Origin of the sequence: Vibrio sp. B1-2, assembly GCF_963888445.1 — a bacterium.
Lineage (GTDB): Bacteria > Pseudomonadota > Gammaproteobacteria > Enterobacterales > Vibrionaceae > Vibrio > Vibrio anguillarum.
In genome coordinates this window covers 285,160-301,455 of the sequence record NZ_CAWPJH010000041.1, presented here as the reverse complement: position 1 = coordinate 301,455, position 16,296 = coordinate 285,160, and the positions used below count along the sequence as shown (strand labels likewise).

The window sequence follows — 16,296 nt, the reverse complement described above, 5'->3', positions numbered from 1 at the left end:
CCGGCGGGGATGTGTGTTTTAGGTGGTTCGATTTTTGGGGGAGAGTGATGTTTACCTTATCAAATGTTCAAGTGGTACGCGGTGGACGAAGCATTTTATCCATTGAATCACTGAATATTCCCACCACAGAGTTAACTGTGGTACTCGGCCATAATGGCTCTGGTAAATCCACACTGGTGAGTTTGATTTCTGGTCAGCAAGCACCTGACCGTGGCGACGTGTTACTTAACCAGCAGCCGATTGCCGAGCTCAGCGCCAGAGCGCTGGCTAAAGCGGTGGCGTTTTTACCACAAAAATTGCCAACTTCAGCGGGGTTAACGGTACGAGAGTTAGTGCGCCTTGGGCGTTTTCCGTGGCGTGGTCCTTTTGGTCGCTGGCAAAATCAGGATGAAGTGATCATCGATCAAGCGATCGCCCAAACCGGCGTCACTGAATTTGCCTATACCTTGGCAGATGAATTGTCTGGCGGTGAAAGGCAACGCGCTTGGGTGGCGATGCTGTTGGCGCAGCAGTCTCCGGTGCTGATTTTAGATGAGCCAACTTCAGCGTTAGATGTGCAGCACCAATATCAGTTAATGGCTCTGCTTGCGCAATTAAACCAGACACAAGGCTGCGGAATTATCGTCATTTTGCATGATCTGAACCTTGCGCTACGTTACGCGACCCACATTGTCGCGCTCAAGCAGGGCAAGGTTGCTTTTGAAGGCGATGCCTCTTTATTGGCCGATGAAGCACGTTTATCGGCGCTTTATCAAACGCCGATCCAACTGCTGGATCACCCAATGTCCAATTCAGATTCTCACACGCATAAGGTCGCGATTGTATGTGCTTAAACCTTGTAAAGCGCTGGCTGGTTGCTGGCTTACTCTCTGTTTTTTCGAGTGTCGCTTTTAGCGCGCCATTGACTGTACACGACAGCCGCGGAGAGCAAACTCTACAGCAGCGGCCACAACGTGTGGTGGTGCTCAATTGGGATTTACTTGAGCAAGTGATTGAACTGGGTATCACACCCGTTGGCGCGCCAGAGCTTGCCAGTTATCAAGATTGGGTTGTCAAACCGCAAGTGCCGCAAGGGGTAGAAGATATCGGCACGCGCGTTGAACCCAATTTGGAAAAAATTGCTGCACTGAAACCAGATCTCATTCTCGCTGCTGCGCCGCAGCAAGATTTAATCACACCGTTAGAGCGCATTGCTCCGGTACTCTATTTCTCTAATTTTCAATCCAGTGATGACAGTGGCGCAGTCGCGATTGACCATTTTCGCCAATTAGCGCAGCTCTTTGACAAGCAAGCGCTCGCCGAGCAAAAACTGACCACAATGACGGAACGTTTTGCGCAGTTAAAAGCACAAATTGACATCGCATTTTCTCATCAAACACCCGCGGTGGTGGCGATGCGTTTTGCTAATCCAACCTCGGTGTTCCTTTACGGTGAAAACTCCACCACTCATTATGTGCTGAAGCAATTGGGCTTGCATGAAGCGCTGCCTCAGCCTGCCAAAGAGTGGGGGATTGTGCAACATCGGTTAACGGATCTGCAGTATGTTGAGCAAGGTTATGTGCTCTATTTCTTGCCATTTGCCCAGCAAGCACAGCTAGAAAAATCAATGCTTTGGCAAGCGATGCCGTTTGTGCGTCAAGCGCGAGTGAACTCGGTTGAGAGTGTCTGGAACTACGGCGGTGCGATGTCACTACAATACATTGCAGAAGCGCTGACACGCAGTTTGCTTGAGGTTGCGCCTAAGTCATGAACGGAAAAGTGTTTCTCGCACTGAGTAGTGCGCTGCTGCTTGCGGCGATGCTCAGTGTGCAAATTGGCAATGGCGTCGATCTAGTCACGCAATGGCAACTTTTGTGGGCGCAACGTGGAGCGAGCTCTTTTGCTGAGTTCAATTTCCTATATGGTCAATTGCCCCGTTTGGTGATGACGTTGCTGGTGGGCGCGATGTTGGGTTTGGTCGGCAGTGTGATGCAACAACTGACGCAGAATAACCTCACTTCACCATTGACGCTGGGCACCTCATCTGGAGCTTGGCTGGCGCTGATTATTCTCAACATTAGTTTTCCAAGCCTAGTTGCCAGTTACAGCGCGTTGGCGGCAATGAGTGGTGCTTTGCTCGCATTTGCGTTGATCGTGGTGATTGCGGGCGTGCGTAACATGGCGGGCTTGCCGTTGATTGTGGCAGGTATGGTGGTGAACCTGCTACTTGGCGCGATTGCGACGGCACTGATTCTACTCAATGAACAATACGCCAAAAACGTCTTCATGTGGGGCGCGGGCGATCTGGCGCAAAATGGCTGGGATTGGGTGCAGTGGTTGCTGCCGCGGTTATCGGTCTCTTTATTGATTTTACTGTTTGCACCAAGGGTTCTGACGTTATTGCGTTTAGGTCATCAAGGTGCTGCGGCTCGTGGTCTGCCTGTCATTCCTGCATTTTTAATCTTAATGATGCTCGGGATTTGGTTGGTTTCAGCCTCGATTACAGCGGTGGGCGTCATCAGTTTTATCGGGCTACTCACGCCAAACATCGCCCGTGCTATGGGGGCAAGAACGCCCAAACAAGAGCTCTATTCGAGCTTACTGCTTGGCGCGTTACTGCTTTTATTAACCGATATGCTCGCAATGTGCTTGAGCCTATGGACTACGCAAGTCATCGCCAGCGGTATCACAGCCGCGGCGATTGGCGCGCCCGCATTGATCTGGTTTAGTCGCCGTCAGCTCAGGGCGCAAGATACATTGACTATCTCACTGCCTCAGTCGCGCGCATCATTAAGCCGTGTCGCACTATTGGGGTTGTTGCTAATGATGCTGGCAGCACTTGGGTTGCATACGTTGTTTCAAATGAACGAACTCAGTTGGCAATTGGCGCTGCCAAGCAGCTATCAGTGGTCATTACGCTGGCCGCGCATGCTCACCGCATTGTGTGCCGGTATTGGTCTTGCCCTGGCTGGTAGCATTTTGCAACGCTTGATATACAACCCGTTAGCCAGCCCAGATATTTTAGGGGTCTCGTCAGGGGCGACGTTTGCGTTGGTGTTTGCCAATCTCTTTTTAGGTCAAAGCTTGTTAGCCGCTCATTGGGTGACAGCGTTGTTGGGTAGTTTGCTGGTGTTGGCGGCATTAGTTGTGCTGGGTAAGCGCCACCAATACGCCGCGTCGAGTTTGATTTTAACCGGGATAGCCATCACCGCACTGCTTGAATCCTTAGTGCAATTTTGTTTGGCTAAAGGGTCAGAAGACAGCTATCGAATTTTACAGTGGTTGGCAGGCTCAACCTATCGCGTTACGCCTGACCAAGCGCTGTTGCTGGCCGTTTTGGTGCTGTTGCTGGCCGCGGCCACCATCGCACTGTCGCGTTGGCTTACTTTAATCTCCATTGGTCGTCGTTTTGCCAGTGCGCGTGGCGTTAATGCGCAAAGCACCAGTTTGATTTTATTGACCATTGTGGCGCTGTTATGTGCGTTGGTGACGGCGACGATGGGGCCAGTGTCGTTTGTGGGTTTGATTGCGCCACACATGGCGATGATGCTAGGCGCACAGCAAAGTAAAACCCAACTGCTGGTGGCAAGTTTAGTCGGTGCATCATTAATGTTGTGGGCAGATTGGCTCGGACAGGTGATCGTTTATCCGATGAAAATTGCGGCTGGCACGCTCGTGGCGATTCTCGGTGGGAGCTATTTCTTGCTGTTACTGTTGGTCAACCGTTCAAAATAAGCTCAGTCTATTTACCATTGGCATCGATAGTGTTAACGAATAGCCCTGTGAATACAGGGCTTGCGGCTATTTTTTGGTGATTTTATCTAAATAACCCATCGCAAAGGCCGATAAGACAAAGGTAATGTGTAGCAGTAAGTACCACTTGATTTTTTCACTGTCGATATTTTCAGTGTTCATGAAGACTTTCAGCAAATGAATTGAGGAGATGGCGACAATCGATGCCGAAACCTTATTTTTCAACGATCCTGTGTCTAATTTTCCGAGCCAGCCGAGCTTATCATCCTCTTCGGCGATATCAATTTTAGAGACAAAATTCTCATAGCCTGAAAACATCACCATCACAATCAACCCACCAACCAATGAAATATCAATCAAAGAAAGTGTCACTAAAATCAGGCTGACTTCATCGGTGCTCAAGATGTTAGGTAGCAGATGAAACACTTCTTGGAAAAATTTAATGCCTAATGCCAGCAGCACTAAACTTAACCCCAAATAGATAGGGGCCATAATCCAGCGTGCTGAATAGAGTAGTTTTTCGACGATATTTTCCATAATTATTCCGTTTATGATCTCCACGAAGTATGTGGAATAAGGGGTGATAATACTGTGTTTTCTTGTGATTTGGCTACGTTATTGCACAAAGTTTTTGTAGAGCAATATAAGCCAGCCAAGCTGATATTCAAGGGGCGTGGTACGCGTTTGATCACTATGGCATGATGTTGAAAATATTGTACTGTTTTGTATGGAATTGTCTTGATGTATTTATAAATTCAATAAATGGGTGATAATAAGCGCTCAATTCGAATGAGTGTCGTTCCATACATACTGAGAATCTTAATTTGCGTAATATTCTATTTTTTCACCCATTGAGCTTATTATTGCTGCTTGTCATATCGGCCAGTTCGCTATCGACGGAGTTACCTAAAAGTCATCGCATTCACGAAGGTCAGCTTGAAAACGGCTTAAGGTACCAATTAGTCCATAACACGACACCTGCTCATGCTGTCATTATGCGTATGCGCATTGCGGGTGGTTCTTTAGTCGAGTCAGATCAAGAACAAGGCTTGATGCATCTTTTAGAACACATGGCGTTTAAAGGTTCGGACTCTGTAGCCGAAGGGGAGATGATTCGCCAACTTGAACGCTTAGGATTAAGTTTTGGATCCGATACCAATGCGGTGACTCAATTCAATCAAACCGTGTATGAGTTCAATATTGCTCAAGGAGACTCACAAAAAGTAGCAACTGGTTTGTGGCTTATGAGAGAGATTGCGGATCGCCTTAAGCTTGAACCAAAGGCGTTGGAGCAAGAAAAACCGGTTGTTGTTGCGGAATGGAAAGAGAGAAATTCCGCTGATGTTGAGAATTATCGTCAACAGCTGAGCTTCTTATATCCGAGGAGCCCTTTGTCAAAACGTTTGCCAATTGGTGATCTCGATGTAGTAAAACATGCTAGCTCAGAGCAGTTACGTTCACTCTATCAACGCTTTTACACGCCAGAGCGCACCACAATCATTGTGGTGGGAGACCTTGATGTTGCTCAGGCCGAAGAGCAGATCAAACGACTTTTTTCTAACTGGGTACCTCACCGGGATGCAGTACCGCTACGGGCTGACCATTTGATGTTGCCTGCAGTAAGGACACACTTGCAAGCTGATGCTTTCTTTGATGCTCGTTTGCCGACCCAAATTTCGCTTGGTGTGATTGCACCACAAGAGCGACAAGCAGATAGCGTTGAAAGTCGCCATGAAATGATCCTTGAATCAATATTGTCGAACTTACTCTACCAACGTTTACTTCCCCATCTGATAGACCAAGAGGGGATAACGAATGCTTTTGTTAATATTGAACAAGATTTCGGTATCGCATCACGGATGGAATTGTCACTGGTAACCTTGCCTGAGCAGTGGCGGCATGGGCTGACATTACTTGAACAGACAGTGCGACAAGCGATTCGATATGGCTTTAATCAGAGCGAAATTGATCAAGCGATCAAGGCAATGCATGCTGATTATCAGCAAAGAGCAGCAAGTAGCGATACCTTGCATAGTTTTTCGATTGCGCAACGCCTAGTGACAAGTGATGCTCAGCAATTTGTCCCGATTGAACCGACGTTCGCGCTTGCTCTTTTTGAAGCTTATCAACCTCAAATCACCGCCGCTCGATTGCACGACCTGCTTACAGAACGTTGGCAAGGTAAGCCGTGGATTTATCTTTCTGGGCCATACAAGGTTGAGAAAATCAATCAAACGCTACTCGATGTATATGAACAAAGCCAAAAACAGCCAGTAGAGCCTTATCAAATATCATCGGTCGAGGCATTTGCCTACCGTGAATTTGGTGAGGCGGGCACGCTCGTTCACGACAAGCGAGATCCCGAAACGGGGATTCGGATGTTGAAATTTGCCAATGGCGTTAAGCTCAACATCAAGCCAACCGAGTTAGAGAAAAACGTCATCTACCTCAATCTTGCATTAGGTTTTGGCGAATATCCGTTACCTAGAAAAGAGGGCATTCAGGCACTGTTTAATGATGGCTTTGTTGCGGGTGGGTTAGAGCAGCATTCGTTTCAGCAGTTAATTCATCTCTTTTCTGCTGCCAATGTGACGACGGGGTTCAATGTCGGAACGCTTGGTTTTTCGAGTCAGGATTTCACCAATCCAGCGTCGCTTGACCAACAGTTAGCACTGCAAACGGCATTTTTAACGAGCCCGGGCTGGCGAGAAGAGGGGATGAACCAATTTCGTCAACGAGTACAGGCAGCGAGTAACAGCCAGAACACGACGCCAGAAGAGGCATTTTGGACGGTGTTACCTGAATTATTGCACCCTGACGACCCACGATTTCGTAGCCATGACGAGGAACTGTTAAAGCGTCATTTTTCAGAATTAGTTCCAGTGTTTGCCTCGGCGGTAGATAAAGGCCTTTTAGAAATAGCCATTGTGGGTGATCTTGACGAAGAGAAAACGATTCAATCGGTTGCTAAAACACTGGGCGCTTTGCCGCGTCATCCAGAAAAAGAGCTGCAAGTTGAGCGCGTTGAGTTTCCACCATTACCTGCTTCACATATTGTTGAGCATCAAGGTTCAGCCAATGCCGCGGCACTGGCTTGGCTGTGGCCAACGACCGATAAGGTGAATGCCGAACACTACGCAAAACTGATGCTGCTTGAAGAGGTTCTCCGTATTTTGTTGACGGAAGAAGTGAGAGAAAAGGCTGGCGCGAGTTACTCACCTTACCCATTTAGCAGCAATGATTTTCTTCCCACAGGATTTGGTTATTTGGGGCTGTTCAGTGTGACAGACACAACGCAACTTAAATTAGTGGAAGAGAGTTTTGATGCGGTATTGTCTCGAGTGAAAGCTGATCATGGCATCGATGCTGATATGTTGCAACGAGCGAAACAACCGCTTCTACAATGGTTAGATAGCCTGCCAGAAAAGAATGTATTTTGGCTTGATGTCGCATCGCTAACTCAAACTTACCCGCATCGCTATAGTCGTTGGCAGGAGGTTCGTCATGCCATCAATCAGGTGAGTATGAATGATCTGCGTCATGTTGCTAATCAATATTTACAAGCAGACAAACGACTGAGTATTAAGATATTACCCAGCACTACTTCTGCAATCTAAAAATAACGCCCCCTATTGGGGGCGTTATTTTTATGATGAAGATCATCATTTTTTATATTTTTGGCTTAATGTTACTTATTTAAATATAGGTAATATAATATTCACGATTTCGTTTAATTAGAATAAAAAATCAAAATTTATCATGGCTTTAATTTATTTTAAAATGTTATCAATATAATTTAATGTATTCATCTTAATTATTTGGATTTTAAATAAACATTGATTGTCATTCCAAAAAATATTTTAATCTAAAATTGTTGATGTTAATTATTAACGGTGGTGCTAATAAATATACTGAATATTATAAATTTAATATGAGGGTATAAAATAATGTTTAATCAAAAAAACACGCCAGTCTCAATGGCCGACAAAAACTATTACCGGGTCTTAGGCCTAACCATGCTTTTTTCGGGTCTATTGCTAAACCCAATATCTCAGGCTATTGCTGTTGAGTTTAGCGCGGATGCGGTCGCTGAGTCAGAGGGGCAGTGGTGGAGCACTTACACCTTAGCGATTAAAAATACAGGAGCAGAGTCAGCGGATATGCGCGATGCGGTCATCGAATTTGTATTACCCGTTGCGATTAACGATATAGGTTGGCAATCATCGGCGCTATCCCATCCTACGTGGAGTCTATCTCATACCGCTCAAGCGGGCGGTATTCTCCATTCAGTGGCGCTTAAATTCCCTGAAGGTGTTTGGGTTGACAGCATTCTGAATTCCTCAGAATCACTCTCCTTGACGATAGCTTTTGCTGGCTCATTGGAAAACCTGAGTGCTTTTGAAGATTCTGTTATTGTGAAAATGGAAGGGGGCATCACACCACCGCCCGATTTTTCGCTAGATATTCTCTCTCCAGCGCCAAATTCAGTGGTATACACGGGCACAGACGTTAGCATTATGGCTCATATTGATGGTGAGAGTGCCGGTAAGCTTGAGTTTTGGGCTAACCAAGACAAAATTGCTCAACAACCATTGAAGCAAGGTGTCACCGAGTATCAGCAAGTGTGGCAACCGAAAGAAATAGGAGCCGCTTCCATTTCAGTTATCGCGTTCAATGAGGAAGGCGATAAGCTCTCTGAGCAAAGCGTGCCTGTTTCTGTCGAGTCAGAATCGACGGCGCCTAATCCTCCGGTCGTTGAGTTCATTTCCCCAGAAGCGGGATCGTCCCACCCACAAGGCACAAGTTTGACGATCTCTGCTGAAGTGACCGATGCTGATAATGATCTGGCTACCGTTAAATTTTTTGCTAATGACACCGAAGTTTGCAGTATCGATGCCAAAACAGAGCAAGTGTTCTCTTGTGACTGGACCCCTCAAATGGCCGGAAGCGCTGCATTACGTGTTGAAGCGCAAGATGATGAACGGCATGTAACACAAAAAAATCTGACGATTACGGTTACTGATGTGAGTGGTAGTTGCGGTGACGTTGCTCAGTACCAAGATGGCGTGAGCTATCAAGTGGGAGATGAGGTAACCAATATTGGCCATATCTACTCATGTAAAATCGCAGGTTGGTGTGGTAACCCAGTATGGATACCGGGTACTGGGCATCCAAATTATCCAGATGCATGGAAAGATGCATGGAATGACGTTGGTGAGTGCGATCCTAACCCTGTTCCTGAAGTGCATGTTCAATCGCCAGAAAATGGACAAAAAATAGCACCCAATCAGCCATTTGAGGTGGTCGTTGAGGCGAGCGACGATACCCAAGTGGCGCGTGTCGATGTTCAATTGAATGGCGAAGTCGTTGCAACATCCACCTCTTCTTCGGGCGATCTCTATACCATCACTGTGCCTGCTCAAGTTGAAGGACAATACACTCTCACGGTTGCCGCGTATGACGATCAAGGCGCAAGTGCTCAAACTGCACCGATTTCGATTGCCATTACTGATAAAGATCTGCTGGTGTCACTCTCTTCCCCTGTAGACGGTTCAAGCTTCTTTGAAGGCCGAGCGATCTCAATCAAAGCGGATGCTAAGAGCTATGAAGGCGAGGTGACGTCCGTGACGTTTATTGCCAACGGCAAGGTGCTGAATCAAGACACCGAAGCACCTTATGAATATGAGTGGATTGGAGCGCAAGCAGGTAACTACGCTATTTACGCAAAGGCGCTCAACAGTGCCAATCAAGAGCAAATGTCAGCCCCATCCAATATTACAGTGAAAGCGAGTACCGGTGGTGGTGGCCTTGCCGATAACCCAGACCGTGCCATTAGTTATCTCACTTCTTGGGGATTAAACGATTATGAAAAACTGTTTAATTCTGAAGGTGACGGTTATTTATTATCGTTTGGTAAATGGGATGCTAGCGGTAACATTACGATTTCTGATGACATGGTAACCCCACCAAGTTACAACCCAGATTGGATGCCATCTCAGTACTTAGCGTGGTCAACCTTAAAACACGATAATAGCAATGTCACCATGATGGTCGCGTTTGGTGGTCAAACTTATGAAAGTATTTGGTCTGCGATTGGTAGCGATGTAAATCGGGAGGCGGTGGCCAATGGCCTCGTTGAATTGGTCAACAAACCCTTCCCTGTCTATAAGAAGAACCTAAAACCAGAAGAGGTAGTGGGTGACTGCCTTGCGACGGGTGGTGATGGCCAATGTGATTACAGCAAGTACCAATTAGCGGGTTATGTGCAAATCGATGGTCTTGACTTCGACTTCGAGAAAGCCGCGCGCATTACCGATAAAGAGAACCAAGACCTAACCGCATTGATTAAACTGATACGCCAAAAAGTGGGAGACAATAAAGTGTTGTCGCTGACCACATACCATGTCGGTGCTGATCCTGTGGCATGCATGGATTCAAGTGTGTTTGAAAATTGTTCTTACGTTGAGCCATCAGGTCGCTCGTCTCACCATGGTGAAGTGATCGATCTGTTACAAGCAACCAAGAACGATTTCGACTTCTTCAACGTCATGACCTATGACGCTGGCCAAAACTTCCTCTACGATGTCGCGATGGCCAATTACGCTCAATACATTGGAGATAAGTCGAAAATTGTTTTGGGCAATACGATCAATAGCCAGTGGGGGCCAAACGGCAATTTTGTGGAGAGCCGTGAAAACAACCTCAACCGTGCCAAGTGGCAAAAAGAGAATGGTTACGGTGGTTTCTTTATCTGGGCGTTGGGTTCAAATAATCAAAGTCTGAGCATGGAACAGCAAGTCGAGTACTTCAACGAAATGATCAGTGTCAGTAAGTAGCCTGTATGGTTACTTTGTGAGTTAACTAGATAACGGAAGGTCATGGTGCCTTCCGTGTTTTTATCCATCGTCATCAACTTAATCTGAGTTGCCGAAGCTGAAAAACTATTCGATGTTTTGGATCTGCTCTCTCATTTGCTCAATCAGAACCTTAAGTTCTACGCCAGAGGCCGTGATGTCGGTGCTGATTGATTTCGAGGCTAACGTGTTCGATTCGCGGTTAAATTCTTGCATCATGAAATCGAGCTTACGGCCGCATGAACCGCCTTTTTTGAGCACATTACGTGCTTCTTTGACATGCGAATCGAGGCGGTCTAACTCTTCGGCAACGTCTGACTTTTGTGCAAGTAAAATCAGCTCTTGCTCGACGCGCGTTGCATCAAGCTCAATCTTTGCTTCTTCAAACTTAGTCAATAGACGTTCACGTTGCCATTGCAGGATTTCTGGCATGCGTGCGCGCACTTTTACCACTTCTTCACTGATCGCCGTCAGGCGTTGTTCGATTAACGCCTTCATGTTGTCACCTTCACGGCCACGTGCGTCAATGAATTCAATGATTGCGTCATCAAAGCCTGCTAATAAGGCTTTATTAATGCTGTCCATATCTTGTTCTGGCGTTTCCATTACGCCGGGCCACTGCATGATTTGAAACGGATTAATGCGGCTTAGCTCGCCTGTCATGTGCATTACTTGGTTGGCGGCTTTAATCACTTGATTGGCGAGTGCTTCATTGATATTCAGCTCACTTTTAGCCGCAGGGTTTGCTTCATAACGTAAGTGACATTCTACTTTGCCGCGCGCTAAACGTTGGCGAAAGCGTTCACGCAGTACAGGCTCAAGACCACGAAATTGTTCCGGCAGGCGGAAGTAGGTTTCAAGATAACGTTGGTTTACCGAGCGAATTTCCCATACCGCTGTACCCCAATCACCTTTAACTTCTTTACGCGCGTACGCGGTCATGCTGTAAATCATTGATTTGTCCTTTGCTCACGAAGATGAAATATCAAACGAGAGGTATGTTAGCACTAGCTTCACGCGTGTACTAGGTTCACGCCAATGCAAAGGGTGACCAACCTAGCGTCAAGGCGGCTAATCCGCTATAATCTCGCCCCAATCGATTCCGTCTCACCCGATAAAAGGTAGATGCACTATGCGTCCAAATGACCGCGCGGCCGATCAAATTCGCCCAATTAAAATCACTCGCAACTACACTGCTTATGCTGAAGGGTCAGTATTGGTGGAATTTGGTAATACCAAAGTATTGTGTAATGCCACTGTCGAAGAGGGTGTTCCTCGTTGGTTGAAAGGTCAGGGTAAAGGTTGGGTTACTGCCGAATACGGCATGCTGCCACGTGCAACCCATTCACGGACTCGTCGTGAAGCGACCAACGGTAAACAAGGTGGCCGCACCATGGAGATTCAACGTCTCATCGCTCGCAGCTTACGTGCTGTGGTGGATTTAGAGGCAATGCCAGAGGTGATGATCACGGTTGACTGTGACGTTATTCAAGCGGACGGCGGTACTCGCACTGCATCAATTACGGGCGCAAGTGTGGCACTGGCGGATGCGTTTGCTCATCTGGTTGCTAGCGGTAAATTGAAGAAGAATCCAATGAAAGGCCATGTTGCTGCTGTCTCAGTAGGCATCTTGGGTGAAAATATTTTATGTGATTTGGAATACGTGGAAGATTCTGCCGCCGACACTGATATGAATGTGGTGATGACTGAAAACGGTAAGATGATTGAAATTCAAGGTACCGCAGAGGGTGAACCGTTTAGCCATGAAGAGCTGATGGATTTACTGGCCGTTGCCAAGAAAGGCATCGCTGATATTGTTGAAGCGCAGAAAGCATCGTTATTAGATTGATCAAGTAGCTCCCAGTTGGGGGCTATTTTTTTGCCCGTTTTATTCATTGTATTGTTGTACGTGATGACCCCACCCTAACCCTCCCCTATAAGGGGAGGGAATAAAGGAAGTGTTCCTAATATTGCCCTTGAGGGGAGGGAATTCATCATCTTAGTATCTCCCCTTTTAGGGGAGGCGAGCACCATCTTAGTACCTCTCTTTTTTCGGGGAGGCGAGCAGCATCTTAGTACCTCTCCTTTTTCGGGGGAGGTGAGCACCAGCTTAGTACCTCTCTCTTTTCGGGGGAGGTGAGCACCACTTTAGTACCTCCCCCTTTTAGGGGGAGGCTAGGAGGGGGTTGTTCTTGTTGAGAAAGAGAAATAAACCAAAGTGTATGAGTTAAGAGAGAGAAAATCATGAAAGCATACCAGCGTGAATTTATTGAATTTGCACTAGAAAAAGAAGTCTTGAAGTTTGGCGAGTTTACTTTGAAGTCTGGCCGAAAAAGCCCTTATTTCTTTAACGCTGGCTTGTTTAATACTGGCCGTGATTTAGCGCGCTTAGGGCGTTTTTATGCCGCTGCTTTGGTCGATTCTGGGATTGAGTTTGATGTGCTATTTGGACCTGCGTACAAAGGGATCCCCATTGCGACTACAACTGCAGTAGCGTTGGCTGATCATCATGATGTTGATACGCCGTATTGCTTTAACCGTAAAGAAGCGAAAGACCACGGTGAAGGCGGTAACTTGGTCGGTAGCGCATTAGAAGGGCGCATTATGCTGGTGGATGATGTCATTACAGCTGGTACTGCCATTCGTGAGTCGATGGAAATCATTCAAGCTAACGGTGCGGATCTTGCTGGTGTTTTGGTAGCAATTGACCGCCAAGAAAAAGGCAAAGGAGAGCTTTCTGCAATTCAAGAAGTCGAGCGTGATTTTGGTTGCGCGATCATCTCAATTGTTAGCCTGACCGATCTGGTTACTTACCTTGAAGAGAAAGGGGCAGATGCTAAGCACCTTGAGGCGGTAAAAGCGTATCGTGCGCAGTACGGAATTTAAGCATCAACTTATTTGCGAATCGTAGAGCTACTTGTTGAAAAGTAAAAGCCCCGAGTTTGTCGCTCGGGGCTTGTTTGTTATGAGTTTAGTGATTCTAGCGATTAACTTTGATCGCCATGGTGCGAGTTATCGTAAATTTCCGAGCCATCACGCTGCGTTTTCAACAGTGATAAATTCCACATGTACTGTTCTGGGCGTGGTGTGACTAAATCTTCAATCGCCTTATTCATAGCGCGTGCATCTTGCTCTTCATCGCCCGTTGGAAAGTTTTCTAATGCAGGCAAAATATGCACTTCGTACTTACAGGTTTTATCGTTATAAGCAGGCAAAATTGGCACGACTTTCGCCTTTGATAGGCGCGCCATTTTACCAAAACCTTTTAACGTGGCTTTTTCAGTGCCAAAGAATGGAACAAAGACCGAGTTGGCCGGGCCAAAGTCTTCATCGGGCAGCCAGTAGCCTAAGTATCCATCTTTAATTGAACGTACAAACGGTTTTACTCCAGCATCACGTGCAAAAATACGCCCGCCATATTGCATGCGTTGGACGTGCATTAACCAATCACCGATAGGATTGCGCTGTGGCTTCATGATGGTGGTTACTTTATAGCCTTTTGCCGCAAGCATTACCGCAGGGTAATCGACCGCCCAAGCGTGAGGGGCGAGGATGATCACGTTCTCGCCAGTATCTAACAATGGCAATAAGTTCTCTTCACCAATCATGATGCCGCGTTGCTGATTGTGTTTTGTGGAACGAACCAAAAACTCCGAATAACCGAGCATGTATTGTGCTGCTTTGACAAAGGTTTCTTCCAAAATAGCCTGGCGTTCTTGCGGGGATTTTTCAGGAAAGCATTTTTCCAGATTCACTCGCGTGCGGCGTACAACACGGCCGTTTTTACGTACCGCAAAGGTGGATAATTTGCGTGCTAGCCTATCTCGCCATACGGGTGGCATAAAGGCGAACAGAGCGGCAAAGAAGATCCCAATCCAAGTTCCCCAATGTTTTGGGTGTAAAAAAGACCATTGGAATGTGGGGTTGTGCAAGTGTTTGTCTGTGCTGTTTTCGTTGTTGCTCATTGAAAGCAAAACCTTTTTCTAGTTATAAATAGCGAGAGTTAGTTAACGTTTCATCTGGCAAAGATTTAAAACGCTTATGCAGCCACATCCACTGTTCTGGTGCGCGTAGAATCACTTCTTCAACGTATTTATTCATGTAAGCGGCGGCGGCGGTCATGTCATCTTTTGGATAGTCGCCATCAATGGTTTTATCGGCGATGATTTCGTATTTTCCGTTGGCGTTTCGAAACCCTGAACCAGGGACAATCGCACATTGGCTAGTATAAGCCAGAATACTGGTGCCTGTGGTGGTACATGCTTCTTTGACCGCAAAGAAGGGAACAAACACCGATTTGTTATGGCCGTAATCTTGATCGGGTAGATAAAATAGGCGTTCGCCCTGTTTGAGTACGCGGATCATCTGTTTAATGTCGGTGCGGTAGATTAGTTTATTGCCATTGCGTGTGCGACCACGGTATTGGATAAATTCATACGCAGGGTTGCTGTGTGGGCGGTAAACGCCATAGCCTTCAAGGCCTATTACACCAAAAGCACGTGCCGTAATTTCTAAATTTAACGCATGTACGCAACACAGCAGTGCGCCACGTTTTTCTTGTTTGAGTTGCAAAAGGGCGCTGACATCTTTCACATCAAGTAGGCGAGCAAAACGCCAAGTCGGCCAAAACCAAGTAATTCCGGTTTCTATCAGTGCCATGCCAGTGTTTTTAAAGTTTTCGTTAACAATATGCTCAATCTCACCTGCACTTTTCTCTGGAAAAGATAGCTGTAGATTACGCGTGGCAATGTGTACTCGCTTGTTAGCAAAGCGCATTCCAAACGCGCCCATGCTGCGTCCTATTTTTAGTAACGCAGAATAAGGAAGCAGGTTGACCACTAAAGCGAGTAGCCCAAAGCTAAGCCACACGCCCCAATATTTAGGGTGCAGTAGCGAGAGGGAAAACTCAGGTTTACCGTATTTTTCTTTGCTCATTACTCTTGATTCTTTCACTGATGATTCTTTGTCACGACGGTGGTGGTTTGTTTTTACTGAATCTGAGCGCTTAATAATGCCCAATACTCTTCAAAATTTGCCGTCGGTTGGTATTTAAAGTCAGATCGCACAAAGCGATTTAGGCTTCCTTCCACTTGGCCAAGCAGTTGCGTGGCTAAAATGCTTTCGTCGACGGGGAAGGATTTACCTTCACGCAGTTTACGTTCGCGAAGGATCTGACGTAGTGACGTTTCTATGCGTTCGAACAGTTGGTTGATCCGTTCACGCAGTCGCTCATTTTCAAACATTAGAGCATGGCCGGATAAAATTCGTGTCAAGCCCGGGTTACGTTCCGAAAAAGCCAAGATAAGCTGTAGCACTAAGCGGATGCGGTTGAGTGTATCTTTCTCTTCATCCAAAATGCGATTAATCCGCGACATTAAAGACTCTTCAATAAACTCAATCAAGCCTTCAAACATCCGTGCTTTACTCGGAAAATGACGGTACAAAGCCGCTTCAGAAACGCCCACTTGTTTGGCTAGCTTTGCTGTGGTGATGCGTGATGCACCATCGTTAGATTCCAGCATTTCAGCGAGTGCTTGTAGAATCTCTTCACGACGATTGATTTTCTTATTGACGGCCATGACCCGATTTCCTTTTAGTTACCACATGCTTGTGAGCAAATATTTATACCCTTCAGATGGTTTGGGTATTGTCCATTAAGCGCAGTAGTTTAACGGACAGTTTTCGGACTGCGTAGCGTAAAAATGAAAAT

The 16,296-nt window shown here is 46.5% G+C and carries 12 protein-coding genes; 7 read left to right on the top strand and 5 right to left on the bottom strand.

Features of this window, described 5'->3' with window-relative positions; genetic code table 11:
- Positions 1-47 precede the first annotated feature (47 nt).
- From AACQ75_RS14640 to fhuB, 3 genes are read left to right on the top strand one after another with little or no spacing between them, the layout of a single operon-like run.
- Positions 48-833 carry an ABC transporter ATP-binding protein gene (locus AACQ75_RS14640; RefSeq protein ID WP_026028190.1) on the top strand — a complete coding sequence of 262 codons (786 nt, stop codon included), beginning with the start codon at positions 48-50 and terminating at the stop codon, positions 831-833.
- Positions 824-1,750, top strand: coding sequence for an iron-siderophore ABC transporter substrate-binding protein (locus AACQ75_RS14635; protein WP_170888914.1), 927 nt, complete (start codon positions 824-826; stop codon positions 1,748-1,750). The genes AACQ75_RS14640 and AACQ75_RS14635 overlap by 10 nt, the downstream gene beginning before the upstream one ends.
- Positions 1,747-3,714: a Fe(3+)-hydroxamate ABC transporter permease FhuB gene (gene fhuB / locus AACQ75_RS14630; RefSeq protein ID WP_170888913.1), complete on the top strand. Its 1,968-nt coding sequence runs from the start codon at positions 1,747-1,749 to the stop codon at positions 3,712-3,714. The genes AACQ75_RS14635 and fhuB overlap by 4 nt, the downstream gene beginning before the upstream one ends.
- Positions 3,715-3,780: 66 nt before the next feature.
- Here the strand turns inward: fhuB and AACQ75_RS14625 are convergent, their stop codons facing one another.
- On the bottom strand, positions 3,781-4,269 hold the full coding sequence (locus AACQ75_RS14625) for a TIGR00645 family protein (protein ID WP_017045929.1): 489 nt from the start codon (positions 4,267-4,269) through the stop codon (positions 3,781-3,783).
- Positions 4,270-4,556: 287 nt separating this feature from the next.
- On the opposite strand from AACQ75_RS14625, the gene AACQ75_RS14620 reads away from it, so the two are divergent.
- On the top strand, positions 4,557-7,349 hold the full coding sequence (locus AACQ75_RS14620) for a M16 family metallopeptidase (protein ID WP_170888912.1): 2,793 nt from the start codon (positions 4,557-4,559) through the stop codon (positions 7,347-7,349).
- A 330-nt stretch (positions 7,350-7,679) separates the two neighbouring features.
- Entirely contained in the window at positions 7,680-10,568 is a 2,889-nt protein-coding gene (locus tag AACQ75_RS14615; protein ID WP_170888911.1) for an Ig-like domain-containing protein, read from the top strand.
- 105 nt (positions 10,569-10,673) lie between these two features.
- Here AACQ75_RS14615 and AACQ75_RS14610 read toward each other — a convergent pair whose 3' ends face one another.
- Positions 10,674-11,540, bottom strand: coding sequence for a YicC/YloC family endoribonuclease (locus AACQ75_RS14610; RefSeq protein ID WP_013855720.1), 867 nt, complete (start codon positions 11,538-11,540; stop codon positions 10,674-10,676).
- Positions 11,541-11,718: 178 nt separating this feature from the next.
- On the opposite strand from AACQ75_RS14610, the gene rph reads away from it, so the two are divergent.
- Together rph and pyrE are read left to right on the top strand one after the other, a co-directional pair.
- Positions 11,719-12,435, top strand: a complete 717-nt coding sequence (gene rph, locus AACQ75_RS14605) for a ribonuclease PH (RefSeq protein ID WP_017042236.1) — start codon at positions 11,719-11,721, stop codon at positions 12,433-12,435.
- A 395-nt stretch (positions 12,436-12,830) separates the two neighbouring features.
- Entirely contained in the window at positions 12,831-13,472 is a 642-nt protein-coding gene (gene pyrE / locus AACQ75_RS14600; protein WP_013855722.1) for an orotate phosphoribosyltransferase, read from the top strand.
- Positions 13,473-13,573: 101 nt separating this feature from the next.
- On the opposite strand, the gene lpxM is transcribed toward pyrE, so the two are convergent.
- Genes lpxM through slmA form a run of 3 tightly spaced genes read right to left on the bottom strand, consistent with a single transcriptional unit; the run spans position 13,574 to position 16,165 of the window.
- Complete coding sequence (gene lpxM, locus AACQ75_RS14595; RefSeq protein ID WP_170888910.1) at positions 13,574-14,551, bottom strand: lauroyl-Kdo(2)-lipid IV(A) myristoyltransferase; 978 nt, start codon at positions 14,549-14,551, stop codon at positions 13,574-13,576.
- 22 nt (positions 14,552-14,573) lie between these two features.
- Positions 14,574-15,521: an LpxL/LpxP family Kdo(2)-lipid IV(A) lauroyl/palmitoleoyl acyltransferase gene (gene lpxL, locus AACQ75_RS14590; RefSeq protein WP_017048263.1), complete on the bottom strand. Its 948-nt coding sequence runs from the start codon at positions 15,519-15,521 to the stop codon at positions 14,574-14,576.
- 53 nt (positions 15,522-15,574) lie between these two features.
- Positions 15,575-16,165: a nucleoid occlusion factor SlmA gene (slmA, locus tag AACQ75_RS14585; protein WP_170888909.1), complete on the bottom strand. Its 591-nt coding sequence runs from the start codon at positions 16,163-16,165 to the stop codon at positions 15,575-15,577.
- Positions 16,166-16,296 lie beyond the last annotated feature (131 nt).

Excerpts from the sequence above, each read along its gene's own strand:
- AACQ75_RS14640 (WP_026028190.1), top strand. The coding sequence starts at position 48 with ATGTTTACCTTATCAAATGTTCAAGTGGTACGCGGTGGACGAAGCATT.
- AACQ75_RS14635 (WP_170888914.1), top strand. The coding sequence starts at position 824 with ATGTGCTTAAACCTTGTAAAGCGCTGGCTGGTTGCTGGCTTACTCTCT.
- fhuB (WP_170888913.1), top strand. The coding sequence starts at position 1,747 with ATGAACGGAAAAGTGTTTCTCGCACTGAGTAGTGCGCTGCTGCTTGCG.
- AACQ75_RS14625 (WP_017045929.1), bottom strand. The coding sequence starts at position 4,269 with ATGGAAAATATCGTCGAAAAACTACTCTATTCAGCACGCTGGATTATG.
- AACQ75_RS14615 (WP_170888911.1), top strand. The coding sequence starts at position 7,680 with ATGTTTAATCAAAAAAACACGCCAGTCTCAATGGCCGACAAAAACTAT.
- AACQ75_RS14610 (WP_013855720.1), bottom strand. The coding sequence starts at position 11,540 with ATGATTTACAGCATGACCGCGTACGCGCGTAAAGAAGTTAAAGGTGAT.
- rph (WP_017042236.1), top strand. The coding sequence starts at position 11,719 with ATGCGTCCAAATGACCGCGCGGCCGATCAAATTCGCCCAATTAAAATC.
- pyrE (WP_013855722.1), top strand. The coding sequence starts at position 12,831 with ATGAAAGCATACCAGCGTGAATTTATTGAATTTGCACTAGAAAAAGAA.
- lpxM (WP_170888910.1), bottom strand. The coding sequence starts at position 14,551 with ATGAGCAACAACGAAAACAGCACAGACAAACACTTGCACAACCCCACA.
- lpxL (WP_017048263.1), bottom strand. The coding sequence starts at position 15,521 with ATGAGCAAAGAAAAATACGGTAAACCTGAGTTTTCCCTCTCGCTACTG.
- slmA (WP_170888909.1), bottom strand. The coding sequence starts at position 16,165 with ATGGCCGTCAATAAGAAAATCAATCGTCGTGAAGAGATTCTACAAGCA.